The sequence below is a fragment of the Chamaesiphon sp. OTE_75_metabat_556 genome, assembly GCF_031378165.1.
Classification (GTDB): Bacteria; Cyanobacteriota; Cyanobacteriia; order Cyanobacteriales; family Chamaesiphonaceae; genus Chamaesiphon.
On the sequence record NZ_JANNDR010000133.1, the window covers coordinates 1 to 14703 of the forward strand.

12 protein-coding genes and 2 pseudogenes are annotated in these 14703 nt (G+C 48.7%); 9 read left to right on the top strand and 5 right to left on the bottom strand.

What is annotated here, in order from left to right; all coding sequences use genetic code 11:
- A partial coding sequence (locus tag RMO27_RS05660; RefSeq protein WP_309730297.1) for an HD domain-containing protein occupies positions 1-708 on the bottom strand: 708 nt, incomplete at its 3' end.
- 310 nt (positions 709-1018) lie between these two features.
- Between RMO27_RS05660 and patD the strand changes: the two genes are divergently transcribed.
- From patD to RMO27_RS05680, 4 genes are all read left to right on the top strand, one after another.
- Positions 1019-1375 (top strand): heterocyst frequency control protein PatD, encoded by a 357-nt coding sequence (gene patD, locus RMO27_RS05665; RefSeq protein ID WP_309730299.1) that lies wholly within the window; start codon positions 1019-1021, stop codon positions 1373-1375.
- A 151-nt stretch (positions 1376-1526) separates the two neighbouring features.
- Complete coding sequence (locus tag RMO27_RS05670; protein WP_309730302.1) at positions 1527-2093, top strand: zf-TFIIB domain-containing protein; 567 nt, start codon at positions 1527-1529, stop codon at positions 2091-2093.
- A gap of 167 nt (positions 2094-2260) precedes the next feature.
- The gene (locus RMO27_RS05675; protein ID WP_309730305.1) at positions 2261-3943 is read left to right on the top strand and encodes an ABC transporter ATP-binding protein; all 1683 of its coding nucleotides are present in this window, start codon (positions 2261-2263) and stop codon (positions 3941-3943) included.
- A 122-nt stretch (positions 3944-4065) separates the two neighbouring features.
- Positions 4066-4617, top strand: coding sequence for a hypothetical protein (locus RMO27_RS05680; RefSeq protein ID WP_309730308.1), 552 nt, complete (start codon positions 4066-4068; stop codon positions 4615-4617).
- Positions 4618-4800: 183 nt separating this feature from the next.
- Here the strand turns inward: RMO27_RS05680 and RMO27_RS05685 are convergent, their stop codons facing one another.
- The gene (locus tag RMO27_RS05685) at positions 4801-5196 is read right to left on the bottom strand and encodes a thioredoxin domain-containing protein (RefSeq protein WP_309730312.1); all 396 of its coding nucleotides are present in this window, start codon (positions 5194-5196) and stop codon (positions 4801-4803) included.
- 173 nt (positions 5197-5369) lie between these two features.
- Positions 5370-6083, bottom strand: a pseudogene (locus RMO27_RS05690) (NnrU family protein).
- A gap of 291 nt (positions 6084-6374) precedes the next feature.
- On the opposite strand from RMO27_RS05690, the gene RMO27_RS05695 reads away from it, so the two are divergent.
- A complete protein-coding gene (locus RMO27_RS05695; protein WP_309730316.1) occupies positions 6375-7535 on the top strand; it encodes a hypothetical protein in 1161 nt (386 codons plus the stop codon).
- 100 nt (positions 7536-7635) lie between these two features.
- A complete protein-coding gene (locus RMO27_RS05700) occupies positions 7636-8688 on the top strand; it encodes a hypothetical protein (RefSeq protein WP_309730319.1) in 1053 nt (350 codons plus the stop codon).
- A gap of 25 nt (positions 8689-8713) precedes the next feature.
- On the opposite strand, the gene RMO27_RS05705 is transcribed toward RMO27_RS05700, so the two are convergent.
- On the bottom strand, positions 8714-9763 hold the full coding sequence (locus tag RMO27_RS05705; RefSeq protein ID WP_309730322.1) for an alcohol dehydrogenase catalytic domain-containing protein: 1050 nt from the start codon (positions 9761-9763) through the stop codon (positions 8714-8716).
- A gap of 70 nt (positions 9764-9833) precedes the next feature.
- Complete coding sequence (locus RMO27_RS05710) at positions 9834-10307, bottom strand: CRR6 family NdhI maturation factor (RefSeq protein WP_309730324.1); 474 nt, start codon at positions 10305-10307, stop codon at positions 9834-9836.
- A 483-nt stretch (positions 10308-10790) separates the two neighbouring features.
- On the opposite strand from RMO27_RS05710, the gene RMO27_RS05715 reads away from it, so the two are divergent.
- From RMO27_RS05715 to RMO27_RS05725, 3 genes and pseudogenes are all read left to right on the top strand, one after another.
- Positions 10791-12794: a hypothetical protein gene (locus tag RMO27_RS05715; RefSeq protein WP_309730328.1), complete on the top strand. Its 2004-nt coding sequence runs from the start codon at positions 10791-10793 to the stop codon at positions 12792-12794.
- A gap of 26 nt (positions 12795-12820) precedes the next feature.
- On the top strand, positions 12821-14023 hold the full coding sequence (locus RMO27_RS05720) for an FHA domain-containing serine/threonine-protein kinase (RefSeq protein ID WP_309730331.1): 1203 nt from the start codon (positions 12821-12823) through the stop codon (positions 14021-14023).
- A gap of 233 nt (positions 14024-14256) precedes the next feature.
- Positions 14257-14703, top strand: a pseudogene (locus tag RMO27_RS05725) (D-alanyl-D-alanine carboxypeptidase); the annotation flags it as partial.

Below are 14703 nucleotides of genomic sequence, written 5' to 3' on the forward strand. Positions count from 1 at the left end.
CTCGGCAACTAGGTCTTGGATTCGTCGATAATCTTCAGCTTCGATATATTTGAATGAGAGATCTTCTAGTTCCCATTTGATGCGACCTAAGCCCAATCTGTCTGCTAATGGTGCAAAAATATCGCGAGTTTCTTGCGATATTGCTTGCTGTCGTTCGGGGCGTAAATGATCGAGGGTTCGCATATTATGCACTCGATCTGCTAACTTGACCACGATCACGCGAATGTCCTGCGCCATCGCAATAAACATCCGCCGAAAATTTTCGGCTTGTTGCTCTTTTTTGCTGGAAAATTCAAACTTAGACAGCTTGGTGACACCTTCGACTAAATGTGCGGTTTCTTGACCGAATCGAGACTCGATCCCGTCGATCGTGATTGGCGTATCTTCGACCACATCATGCAAAAATCCAGCGGCAATCATCGCCGCACCACCACCTAAATCTCGCAGTAATCCTGCTACGGCGATTGGGTGACAGATATATGGTTCGCCGGATTTGCGTTTTTGATCGCCATGTAATTCGTAGGCAAATTTAAAGGCATTCTTGATTAATTGACGATCGGTATTGATGGGGATATCGGCAGTCGGTACCTCAGCTAAACACTGTTGTAACCAATCGGGAATGTCACAACTGTACACTGGCAGACCTGAGTCATCAGTGATCGCTAAGTCGGTAACACTATCAGCAGAAATCGAGATCGGAGTAGTCATAGCTCAACAAAGGTAGGATAAAACAATATTTAATATTTAAAGAGCGATCGTCCAAACCATTTCCAATTCACGGTTTGATGTAATGACTCGATCAAGTCGATGCACCGATCTCTCGATCATCGTTGTAGCTGCGATCTCTCGATCGTCGATTTATCAGACCCGACTGGGTGTGTCGCTCGATGTTGAGCTTGCTGGATCATCTGAGTGTAGTGAAAATTTACTTACAACGACAGCCGATCGTGTAGCGGTTCGATCTATAAAATGAAGTGTAAAATTATTTACATGATATTCTATTCTATCTGAATTTTTTATGTTACCGTCGGCACAGATTTTAATGTGGCAGCAACTATATACCCACCTTACCAACTTGCCTACCGAATCGCCTGCCCAATTAAAGGTGAGTCTCAATGCGACGATCGAGTTTTTTGAGTCGGTGTTGCTGGGGCAGGATCTCGACGCAATCCCAGCTCCTATCGCTGGTAAAATGCGATCGTATGTAACCGAAAGCCATCGGCTGTTCCGGTTGCTACCGATCGATGTGATGTTGATGGCTGCCGCTCGCCATCCGACTACCAGTCAGCCCCGCCGTCAGGCTTATCAGGATAAAGTCAACCTGTTATTACAATATTGCCAATCAGCGATCGAGATTTGGCGATCTCAACCATAAGTGGCGGCTTCTGATGTCAACATTTGACTTGAGAAGATTAAACTGGAGGTTGACATCACCAGCCTGAAGCTAACTGTGAAGGCTTCCAACCGAGATGGGAACCGCCACCGCGCTCGTCCCGACTAGCAACTAGCAACTGATTTTTTTAAAGATGGATTGTCCTAAATGTAGATCTGAGTTGGCAAATGGGATTCTCAGCGATCTGCTGCTGACAAAACATTGTCCAGAATGCGACGGTGAATGGATTCCGGGGCGGATGTATCAAGCCTGGAGATCGGAGCGTCCCGCGATCCCTTCTAGTCATGATGCCATCCTCCAAAATTACGATCTGCACTATAGTCCCAGCCCTTACGATACTAAAGCAGCCAATTGTCCAGAATGTAGATCGATTATGGCTAGAGGCAAAATTTCCCTCAAGCAACCCTTCTACGTCGAACATTGTCTAGCTTGTGGGGGGATTTGGTGCGATCGAGGCGAGTGGGACGTGCTCGAACGATTGCAGCTCCATACCAATATCACCCAGATTTTTTCTGGCGGCTGGCAAGCCCAAGCCCGTGCCAGTCACATGAATGCCCTCGAACGTCAAGCTGTGATCGATAAAGTCGGTGTCGAGATGGCACAACGTGTCTTCGATCTGGCCGAGATTCTCGTCAAACATCCCAATGGCGACTTTGCTGCGGCTTATTTGATGCGGCGATTCGATCGAGATAAGAGTTAGGCTTTAGGCTTTAGGTAGAGGGTAGAGGGTAGAGGGTAGTGAATAGTGAATAGTGAATAGTGAATAGTGAATAGTGAATAGTGAATAGTGAATAGTGAATAGTGAATAGTGATTGATGTTTGAATAATCCCCCAGTCCCCCAGTCCCCCACCCCACTCCCAACCCACATGCCCCAACCCCTACTAGAAGTTCGTAATCTCTGGGTCACATACCCCCAATCAGCATCGAGCCAACAGTCTGTCAATGCGATTGAAGATGTCTCGTTTCAACTAGCTGCGGGTGAAAAAATCGGCTTTGTCGGCGAATCGGGCTGCGGTAAATCGACGCTGGGCAAGGCCATCATGCGCTTGTTGCCGCCCCAGTCGCGGATTGCTGGGCAGATCTTATTTGAGGGTCGATCCGTGCCCGATCTGGCTCCTGAAGAGATGCGGCGATTTCGGGGTGAAGATGTGGGCTTGATCTTCCAAGATCCGATGACACGACTCGATCCGCTGATGACCATCGGCAATCATTGTCTGGAAACTCTCCAAGCCCACGAACCACAACTTACCAAGCAACAAGCCAAACGCCGCGCATTAGACACCCTAGCCGCCGTCAAAATCGAGCCAGACCGCTGGAGTCAGTATCCCCACGAATTCAGCGGGGGAATGCGCCAGCGGGTGGCGATCGCATTAGCTTTGCTGCTCGATCCCAAGCTGATAATTGCCGACGAGCCGACGACGAGTCTCGATGTCCGCGTCTCTGCCGAAATTCTCCAAGAATTGACGCGGTTGTGTGCCGAGCGGCAGATGGGATTATTGCTGATTTCTCACGATCTGGCGACGATTGCCACTTATTGCGATCGAATCGTGGTGATGAACAAAGGGCGCAAAGAAGAAGAAGGGACTGTCGAACAGATTTTTGGCAATCCCCAAGCGGAATACACCCAAACTTTATTGCGTGCCGCCTTACACATTCAGACCAACCAGGAGCAGCAGGACAGTTTTGACGCGCAAGTTGACCCGCGCCCTAATGCACTGATTAAACAACATGTGCCGATCCTGACGGTCGATCGACTCCAGAAACATTACACGATCGAAACTAGCTTCTTAGAGCGGCTATTTACCAACGCCCAGACCAAAATCGTCAAGGCGGTAGACAATATCCAGCTCGAACTCTACGAAGGCGAAATCTTTGGCTTGGTCGGCGAATCTGGGTGTGGCAAAAGTACCCTCTCGCGGACGATCCTGCAATTAATTCCGGCAACTGGCGGTAAAGTTACCTTCGATGGTGAAGAACTCACCGGATTATCGCCGACAGCCATGCGTGCCAGACGGCGGGACATGCAGATGATCTTCCAAGATCCTAGCGCGTCGCTCAATCCGATGATGACTGTAGGGGAAAGTGTGGCCGACCCCCTGAATATTCACGCGCTCAATGCCACCCCTGCCGCGACCAGAGCACAAGTGCTCGCCATGCTCGAACGTGTAGGGCTGAATCCGGCAGCGGAATACTTTGACAGATATCCCAACCAACTCTCTGGCGGCCAACAGCAACGGGTCGGGATTGCGCGCGCACTGATTACCAAGCCCAAATTAGTGATTTGTGACGAACCAGTCAGCATGTTAGATGCGACCATCCAGTCCGAAGTGCTAGACTTGATGCTCGAACTCAAACGCGAAGATAATCTGACTTATTTATTTATCACTCATGACCTCTGGCTGGCGAGATTTCTGTGCGATCGAATTGCAGTGATGAATCGCGGTCAAATCGTTGAAATGGGCGACACTCAGTCGATTTTTAGCAATCCGCAACACCCATATACCCAGGAGCTACTGGCAGCCGCACCACTGTTGCGGAAACAGGGTTAGCAGATCGCATTTTGCTAACAGACACTATCGACCAATGCGTGCTAATATTACTCGCGATATCTAACCAATCTTAACGGTCAATCGTTAATTATATTAACGAAAAACTGGGGTGCACAAACAACATGACTACCTGGAATTTCGCTGCAAGTATTGCCAGTATTTTGTCGCTGATTTTTCATCTCAGTGGCAAAGGTTCGGGTCTGCGGCAATTTACATTACCTACTACCACAGCATTAGTCGGATACACGATCGGCCGAAATCACGCGGATATAGAACAGGTATCTGGCTTGTTGTTACAAGATCCACACTTGATTTTTATGTTAGTGGTGATGGTGCTACTATTCACCTTGACTATGTATTTAGTGGAGTCAACTAAACCAGATGCTAAAATATCTTTGATCTTTTTAGTATTCTTGATCACGATCGCCGTACCCCAACTGATCAAAAGTTACAATGACATCGCCCCGATGGTCGCAACCCAAGATTATCTGGCATTAGCGAGACTCAAGGAAGCTGATGGAAATACGGAAGACGCGATCAAGTATCTGAAAATATATGGCAAGCGAGTTGATCGGATCGAGTTGCAACAACAAGTAGACCAACGCATTGATAGTCTACGCAAACAACAGTTCAAGCGCGAAGCTACGGTCAAAAGTAAGCTTAAAGACAATTAGACCGATCTTGATTGCGGATTTAGCGATCCTCTTTTAATTATTTAGACTGTAGCTGGAATCTCATCCGATCTACCAGCTACAGTCTTACCAAAAACCAGGAGTTTGTCAGCTCACAGCTTGAAGTGAGTTGTGATGGGGGCTGGATGTCTCAAGCCCTGTCTTGATCACAACGATATCAACTAACTATTCCATGGCCACCAATCGCCAATCGATCTGAATCGGCGTACCACGATCGTCAATTTGCCAGTGCCGGGTAGCAGTTCTGGTCATCCGATCCAAATTGTTTCGCAGTCCGTCCCGACTCGTAAAGCCCTCTAATCGATCGGCAACCCTACCATTGGTAAATAAAATTAAAGTGGGTAATGTTTTTAGTTTATAAGTACTAGCTAATTTCAGATTATCATCTGCATTAATATTCACTAGTTTAATCTGCTCGTCCCAGCGAGCGTGATACTGAATCAGTGTCGGCTGAATCAACTTACAAAGTCCACACCAAGGTGCTTCAAAGTTGACCAGCACGGGAATAGATGACAAAAGAACCTGTTCCTTAAAATTCAGATCTGTTACGGAATGGATCATAAAGGGGGGTCGGTTGAATATTAATTTTTTTTGTTATATAGCTAATTATGGTAACGCTAATTCACCCGATTTGGGTATAGGGATCGAGGAATAAAGCGTAGGGATCGAGGGAATAATGGGCTAATTGTGGGGAAATAGCCGATCTACTAATCTGCTAGCAACAGATCGAGCCTTTAAAATAATACTCGTGCTGTGGTCTGAATCAACCATGGATGCCCCCACCAAAATAACATCACAAAGGCAATAACGCCCACATACGCCGGACGTAGAAACTCGGATAGTTGCAGCGTCTGTCTGCCGTCTAACACCGCCGCAAACGGCACGATCGAGGTTCTGGCTTTAACGGCTGCAAATTCAGCTCCATACCGCTGACCGAGGCGACGATCGCCATGCCAGACGGCAAATAAATGGTGCAACATCAGCCCGATCGATGTCACCAAGGTAAATGTCGTCCCGATCCAGAGGGTATGGGCAACACACCAAATTAACTGCCCGACCATTTGGGGATGTCGCGTAATCCGCATGATGCCAGTCTCATAGATGCGGACTTGGGGTTTGAAAACGGCGGCGATTTCCAGGAGATTGAATGTTGCTGGATAGAGAAATTTATACGAGATATATGTCTATATCCAAACTTGGGGCGTAACCCATGGCGTCCCCTGGACTTGCCATAGTTGCCATCCATCGTAGCGATGATTGAAAAAATAAATAATCAGAATAGTCGCAAAAGGAATACTCACTAATGCGAATATAACTCGATATAACCGCGCGCCGATTTTTGTTTCCGCCCAGGGGCGCAACGCGGCGAGGCCGCTATGGGCGATCGCAAAACCGAGTAGTAATCCAATGATGGTGTAGTGGCTGGCGATCGATGATGCTGGAGGCATGAGCGTTGGGAGTTGGGAGTTGGGAGTTGGGTGTTGGGAGCTGGGAGCGAAAAGTGCGGGAACATGGGTTTCCCCCGCTTGGGTTCGTTCCATGGTCGGGAAACCCGACCGGACGAACTCCGCAAGTAGAGCACCTTTTCAAGACAGCGGGGAGTGAAAAAGACTAAGCCGGATTTAAATTAGCCGACTGAACAGGGGCATCCTAAGTTAGGTGAATGTGGATGCGAATCGCCAGCTAACCCCTGATGACTTTCACCAGACTAATCACTGCAACTAATTTTCTCCCCATCTATGTTAGAGCAAGCTGCTGATGCACTCGATCGTCAGGACTATCATACTGCTGCCAAGCTGATTGCGATGCTCAGTGCCGAGCGACCAGACGATCCCCAAGTTCAACTTTACGCGGCAAAATTGCAAGAAGCAACCGATCGACTCGATGAGGCACTGCCAGGTTATCGATTAGCGATCCAACAGGCGGTCAATCCCAAGATTATAGCGGAGGCACGCAAAGGGATCGAGCGGATCGAGCAGATCCAAGCCCAAAACCAAGCCAACGAACTCGCGATCGCCCAAGCTGGCATTGAAGATCGGATCGAACCAGGATTTTTGGTACTAGAACCGATGTCCGCCGACCACAAGCAAGCGACGTTCAAGCAGTTTGCGACGATTATGAATCTCGATCCGTATAGTGCCAGATTGCAACTCCCCAGTCGGGGGTGGCGACTGTACCGGGTCGGACAGATGGGTCAATTAAACTTTTTACGAGATCGCCTCCTCAAAGCCGAAATCCCCTGCTTTTGTGTCTCGCAACAAGATACGCAGCAAGTATTTGTGTTTCAGGTCAACCATTTAAAATCTTTTCACCCGCAAGCGACGATTGTCTGTACGGATGATCGATCTGAGCTGCGGACATTTAATTTTGACTGGTCGGAAGTTACCCAGATCGTGACGGGAATGCTCCCAATTTTTGAAGAGGTGATGGAAATCGATGGCCGCAATCGCACGCATCGCAAATCCAAAATTCTTGACTACGTCAACATCTGCGACATCCAATTACGCGATCGGCGCACGATCTTCCGACTTTGCGCGCAGACGTATGATTTTTGTGACTACAAGCAGTTAATTACCCAAAATCGCCATTCACTCACGAGCGAGCCGAGCGCGCGCACGAGTGCAGATTTGGGGGGATTGCTCAATGGGCAACGCATTCCGACAACGAGCCGCGACAACTGGAAAAATTTGATCTCCCAAATTACCGAACAAATTTCCGCACATCAGACCCAGAGCAATTTTAACCCGTTTGCCGAAACAGCGATCGGTTATCCAGAACTACTGCAACGAATCGATCCCCATCTGGAATTATTGCGGCGCGCCGATAGTCTCTGGGATCGAGCTTTTCACCTCTATAGCACTCTGGCAATGTGTCGCGATCGAGATGCCGCTCGGCTTTAATCTCCTCAACTGAGGCAGTGCTCAAAGTCCCGCTTTCCCGTCAATTTCCAGCTTCATCTTGGCGATCCAGATCGATCGATAGGCGAACATCTGTATACTGGTGCCAGTATTTATTGGACTCGATCTGGTGATGAGACATCAATTGTTAATTTCGATCGCGATCGCGACCTCGATCGGATCTATAAACTGCTTACAAATGCCTGGTGTCGCTGAATCTAGATTTCGCCCAGCCGAGAGTCAATTTGCCAACCGTTTGCTCCTATCGAAACAACCAAATCTAGTCGATTTTCCCGAAGTTGGGTTGGCCATTCCCCAGCCGAGCGGATTTACTAAAGCAACATCATTTTATGGATTCGAGCAAGCTGACACCACATCATCAGTGATGCTGTCGAAAATACCGGGGCCATTTGCAGCAGTTACCAAAGGATTTAATAAAAGTACGCTGGCAACTAGAGGCATGGAGCTAATCTCCAAGCGATCGATCACAATCGATAACCAGCCGGGATTGTTATTGAATGTTTCGCAGTCAGCTTACGGTCAAAAATTCCTGAAGTGGATCTTGGTGTTTGGTAACGAGCAAGACACGAAGGTTATTACCGCTACCTTCCTGATCGACAATGCGCCGAAATTGAGTGAGAATCTCAAAAGAGTCGTGCTGGCAGTTGTACCTAGCAAGATCGCCGCTCCCGCTGTTTCATCACTACCATTTACAGTTGCAGCGGTAGAAGGCTTGGTGAGAGTCACAAAAATCACCGCTTTTGGTAAGGCAGCAGCGTTTACCAAAGACGGCAATGTGCCCAGCTCGTCGGTAATTACCGATCCGCTATTAATCGTGACGCCATCACTCGGAGCCGTTCCGGTTGGAGATCGAAAATCATTCGCACAGCAACGGTTGTCTAACTATCCACAGATTGAGATTGAAAAAGTAACAACAACTAATGAGATCTCGATCGATAATCTTCCTGGTTGGGAAATAACCGCCAATGCTCGCGATCTCAAGACCAAAGCACCCCTGAAAATATATCAGGTGATGCTATTCCCCAAATCTGGTGGTTATACATTGATGGTGGGCATGGTAGGCGATAAACAAGCAGAGTTATACTTGCCAAAGTTTAAAGCAGTTGCTTTAACTTATCGCCATTCATCTAACTAAGCATGTGGGCGAATGCTGAAACTAACTAATCGTTATATAACAAGATTTTATAAGTTTCGGCAGTTGGTTTAGTTGCTTGCGCCACTGCTTTATCTAAATCTTTGAGATGGTAGCGATCGCTAATCAAAGCATCGACATCAATTTTGTGATTGAAGACTAGATCTGCTGATAGAGCTTGAACCTTGAATGATGAACTATAACTGCCCATCAAATCGATTTCGCGGCGATACAAGACATTCGGATTAATCGGAATCTCTAACTCGTCGGGAAACTCAGCAAAAAACAAGATTTTGCCACCTTTACGGGTGCAATCTAAGGCTTGAAAAAAGGCTTTGTCGCTGGGGACGGCGAGGATCGCCGTATCGACACCCATCCCGCCAGTTAAGGCGTGGATTTTGGCGGTCAGATCGGGATCGCGGGCATCGAAGGCGGCTTCTGCGCCGACGGCGAGAGCTTTTTCGACCCTAGTAGGGATTAAGTCAGTCGAGATGGCTCTAGCCCCAAAATGCTGGACGAGCATGATAAACATTAACCCGATCGGGCCAGCCCCAGTAATTAGGACGGTATCGCCAGCTTGGATATTGGCTTTTTTGACGGCTTTGAGACAGCAATTAGTCGGCTCGACAAAACTGGCTTGTTCGTCGGTGACGCGATCGGGAATGGGGATTAAGCCGCCATTGCGGACGATATGCCCGGGTACTTTGACGTATTCAGCGAAGCCGCCACCACTGGGGGTAAATCCGGCGGTGGTCGTAACATTTTTGTAGGTGTCACACATGGAGTAATTTTCGTGCAGACAGTAGCCACAGTGCATACAGGGAATATGGTGCATCACGACTACTCGTTGTCCGACTTGCCAATCTGTAACATCCGCACCGACTCGATCGATAACTCCAGCAGTTTCATGCCCGAAAATGCGGGGTGGTGCGTAGAGTGGGTAGAGAATTTTTTTGATGTCTGACTGACACAAACCAACCACCTTTACTTTGACGAGGACTTCGTCAGCAGCAAGTTCGGGGACGGGGATATCTTCATAGCTGAGTTGATTGACGCCGCGAAATACTTGGGCTTTCATACGTTAGGTTTTAGGTTTTAGGTTTTAGGTTTTAGGCTTTAGGGGATTATTACCTGTTTTGGGGCTGGCTTTATCCCTCTAACAATTGAAATAACCCGTCATCTAGTTCATAACCTAACATTTGGGTCATAAATTTCAGGCGGGATCGATCGACAATTTGCTGACGATCGAGCCAATCGGTGAGCAAAAATACGCGATGCATCACCCAGATTTCTAAGGCTTCAGGATTGTATTGAATGCCGTCTTTGCGGCTAAATTGGTGGGGAACTAGCATTGCGACATAACGAGCGAGTTCTCCGGCTTGCCAATCTAAGATCAGCGGTAAATAAGGGTGAACGGCATCCAGGCGGATAAACCACAACCGCACTTCGGGGATTTCGGAGAGTTCACGGGGGTCTTGGGGATCTTGGTGGTAGTCGATCGCTAGTTTTAGGTCTAGATTAAATTGTTTGGGATCGGTCGTTAACCACCGATCAATCGGGGCGACGATCGTCGTTAAGTCTAAGCTGAGAATCTCGCGATTGCTAATGCTAATAGTTGTCATGTTTTAATAGTTGTCTTCAGTTTGACGAATGGCAAGTCATCTTTTGTTACTAAAAGTAGTTTGAAAGATCGCTAGCAATGGTAAAATCTGAGAGGGTTTGTTCTAAGTCTATGCTCGATCGCCGCGCAATCTCGATCCTATCATCGAATTATGATCTCAAAGCTATCCAAGATCTGGCAATATCGAATTGTCACGAACAATAAGCTGGTTGAGGTCGTCATCAGCATCGAGCCATCGTTCGATTTTTGGCAATCGACGATCTGGACACATAATTAAGATAAGGTAAGTAAAACAAATTTATGTTCGACCGAGTGGTGTGAATACGGTCAAAACGCGAATTTTTTGTAACTTTCGATACCTTGATCTTTGAGGATGCAAATAGTTATCGCGCGATGTGGTCGGCACAGCAACTAAGATTGATAACTATAAAAAATATCTGTTCATCACACATTTAAGAATTAATATTTATTTGAAGAGGCGAGTATGCAAAGTAGTAAGCGATCGGGGCTGGAAACGCAGTTGAATGCAGTCTGGAGAAGATTCCAATCTAGAAGACGGAGCAACCAAATCCCACCCCAGCCAGGAGACGCGGCCTCGTCACCAGTGGAATCGGAGCCAGAGAGCGACGAGAGCAATCCGGCTGAAGTGGTAGCAATTAGTAACATTCCCGCTCGGGATTTGTTTAGCGAAGCGATCGCGCCGATTAGTAAGCTCAATCTCCCTACTGTGACTGTCGATCCGTGGTCGGCATTTTGGGCAGTGTTGGCGGCAATGGTCGGCGGCACGGGGATTACGAGTTATTTGTTACTAATTGCCGTACCGCCAACGCCCAGTTGTCAAGGGATCGCGCCAATTTCTACCGATGGCGAACGCTTGTTTTGCGCGCAAGTAGGTGCCGAGACTAAAGAATTACCCAAGTTACGCGCGGCGATCGAACTAGTCAAAGACTGGACCGATCGTCACCCGCTCTATCGCGAATCCCAACGGTTGCTCAAATCTTGGTCGGAAGACTCGATCCGCATCGGTCGCAAGCAGCTCAATGAAGGTAACATCACGCAAGCGATCACAACGCTCAAGATCATCCCGATTACTAGTCCTAGCTACGATCTGGCTCAAGAAACAATTGCCAAATGGTCGATCCAAGCTCAAGATAGTACGAAGATCGATCGGAAATTTACCACCGCGATGAAAACTGGCGATTGGGGTGAAGCTTTTGCGATCCTGCAATCAGTCCAGCGGATGCGCGGTAACTATTGGAGTGCATACAAGCACGACCAAATGGCTTCCAAGCTGGCCAAAGAGCGCGATGCTTGGGAGCAGCTCCAAGAAGCCAAAGATGCCCTGATTGGCAAAGAAAGTGACAGCTATGCCGAACGCGCTCGGCGAATGGAATTAGCCGTCAAAGCCGCAGCTAGTAAAAATGGCAAAGATAAAGATAAGGTAGTTGAGGCACCATTGCCAAGTCAGCCAGAACCGATCGTCACCGCGATGAAACTGGCCAACCAAATCGACCCTACAACTTACGTGTATCACGATGGTCAAGCCTTGCGGAGTAAATGGAGCAAGCATCTGGTGCAGTTGAGTATCGGTGCCTACAAAGCGCAGAACTTTAACGGGGCGATCGCGATCGTCCAAAAAATCCCTCAAGATGTCTCGGTCTATCAGGAAGCTCAAGATTGGGTCAAGCTCAATCAAGCGCACGTCTGGGCGGGCAAACGCCACACCCTGGCGATGATGGATGCGATCTCCCAAGTCAAAAAAATCCCCAAAACCAGCTCGATCTATACTTTGGCACGGACGCAACGATCGCAATGGCAAGGAATGCTCAAACAGCAAACCCAACTCCAATGGGCGAAAACGATCGCCAGCTTCCAACAACCAGCGACTTTGGCAATGGCGATCGATACTGCCAAGCAAGTTCCTGCCGATAGTGAAGCTGGAAAAACCATTCAGAGCGATATTGCCAATTGGAGCCGCCAGATCGAAACGATCGATAATCGGGTCATCCTCGCTAAGGCTAGGCAAATCATCAGTCGGGGTGAGACTCTAGTCAATCTCAAAGCGGCGGTGAAGCTGGCTGGAAAAGTTGGCAAAGATCGCCCCTTGGGTGAAGAGATTACTGAAGCGGTAGGTGGCTGGACTGAAAAAATTCAGACGATCGAAGATCGCCCGATTTTGCTAAATGCCCTATCCACGGCCAGCCAAGGTCATCTGTCCCAAGCAATCGAGATTGCCAATCGGATCGCCCCCGGTCGATCGCTCTATGCTGAAGCACAAACGGAGGCACGCTACTGGCGATTTGAATTGCAGGAAATTGCCGATCGGCGCACCCTCGCACGGGCGATCGCCATTTATCGTGAAGGTAAAATTTCGACCGCGATCGACTTAGCCGCAACGATCGGTCGACGCAGCCCGATCTATAGCGATGCGCGTGCGTATGTCATGGATTGGCGGTTGCTCTTGACACCACGGTCGGCACGTAATTAGGATGCAATTAAGTTGCGGCTAGTTGCATGAAAAGTATTCAAATTTCGGTGTGGAAGGAAGGCCAAAGTCACAGCTTACAGCAGTGGCAATTTAGTCCACCCGCACCGATTCACATCGGTCGATCGCCAGAACAGCAAGTGGTCATCGATCAGCCCTCAATTTCGCGGCTACAGGCAACGATTTCCTTTACCAGTCTGCGTCATGGCGGTGGCTATTGGGAATTGAGCAACCATAGTGCCAATGGCACGCTCGTCAACGGTTTGTCGATCGATCGCGTCCTCTTGACTGATGGCGATCGGATTCAATTTGCCCAAGAGCGGGTGTTTTTGCTCGTGCGTCTGGATGTCGAGCAGATTGTCCCCCCGCTAATAGTCGCGCCAGTCAAATGTCAGCACCTAGACAATCCTCCAAATACCTTATTTTGTACTCACTGCGGCCAGCCCGTCAAAGTCATCCAGCAGATTCACCAGTATCAAGTCCTCAAACCCTTGGGGCAGGGCGGCATGGGTACGACTTATTTAGCCTGGGATGAGACTAAATTGCTGGTACTCAAAGAAATGAATGCCGATATGGCACTGATCCCCAAAGCCCAGGAACTATTTGAACGCGAAGCCAAAATTCTCCATAGTCTGCACCATCCAGGCATTCCCCAGTATTACGATTTCTTCGTCGCTGCTGGCCGAAAATATCTCGCGATGGAGCTAGTCCACGGCCAAGATTTGGATGTATATGTGATGGAGCGGGGAAAAATTTCGCTCTCGCAGGCGATCGACTGGATGGTGCAATTGTGCGAGATTTTGGGCTATATTCACCAACAACAGCCGCCGCTGATTCACCGCGATGTCAAACCTGCCAATATTCTCGTACGAACGATCGATCGACGGATATTTTTACTCGATTTTGGAGCAGTCAAAGAAATCGGCACCCTTGGCGGTACCAAAATCGGCGCGCCCGACTATATGGCACCAGAACAAAACAACGGTCAGCCCTGCACCCAGTCAGATTTGTATGCGATCGGTCCGACCTTGATTTTCTTACTCACCGGCCGCAATCCGGCGGATTTTATCGAATTAACCCCAGACGGCTATCGGTTTAATCTCGCTGCGATCCCCACGATTTCACCGCAACTGCAAGCACTAATCGATCGAATCACCCAGCGGCGCGCACGCGATCGTTATCAGACTGCCGCAGATTTGATTGTGGCACTTCAATCGATCGGCGGGAGGTAGACGAGGGGACTTGGGGACGAGGGGACGGGGAAAGTCGATTGAGGAAAAATTAGAGTTGTTGATTTAGAATATGATTCTTCTTTCCAAACTCCCAGTCTCCCAGTCTCCCAGTCTCCCCGTCCCCCCGTCTCCCCGTCTCCCCGATCGAAACCTGCCAACCCTGGGAATACTAGAAATTAAGAGATCCAACTCTCGAACATCTTTTCGCGGTAGTCATCAGCTATCATGTCAAGATGCAATATAGTCGTCGCAACAGGGAGCAACAGTTGAGTAAGTCCAATCGGTCTAGACCAGCAGATAAATCGGCTCATCTAGGAAAAGCCGAAGACATCCCAGCAGCCTTGCGGGATGGCAGCAAAACTCGATCGAATGATATTAGCAGTGTTGTCACCCCAGGAATACCATTAATGGGCATTGTTGCCGGACTGGTGGGACTATTAGTCGCTGGTGGCGGGACGATGATGTGGTTGAATCTGCCTCGTGCCGCCCAGCCCACAACACCGGCGATCGCTAGCACGAGCGATCCTATTGCGGCAACTACACCTACTGACAACAATTCGCCGACTGCCGATAACGTCCTCAATCATCTCTCCTATACTGAAGCTCCCGATGCCGAATTAGTCTCGATCGGTAGTGGTTATCGCTTACGCAAATCAGCGGCAGCTAAGTTTCAAGCCATG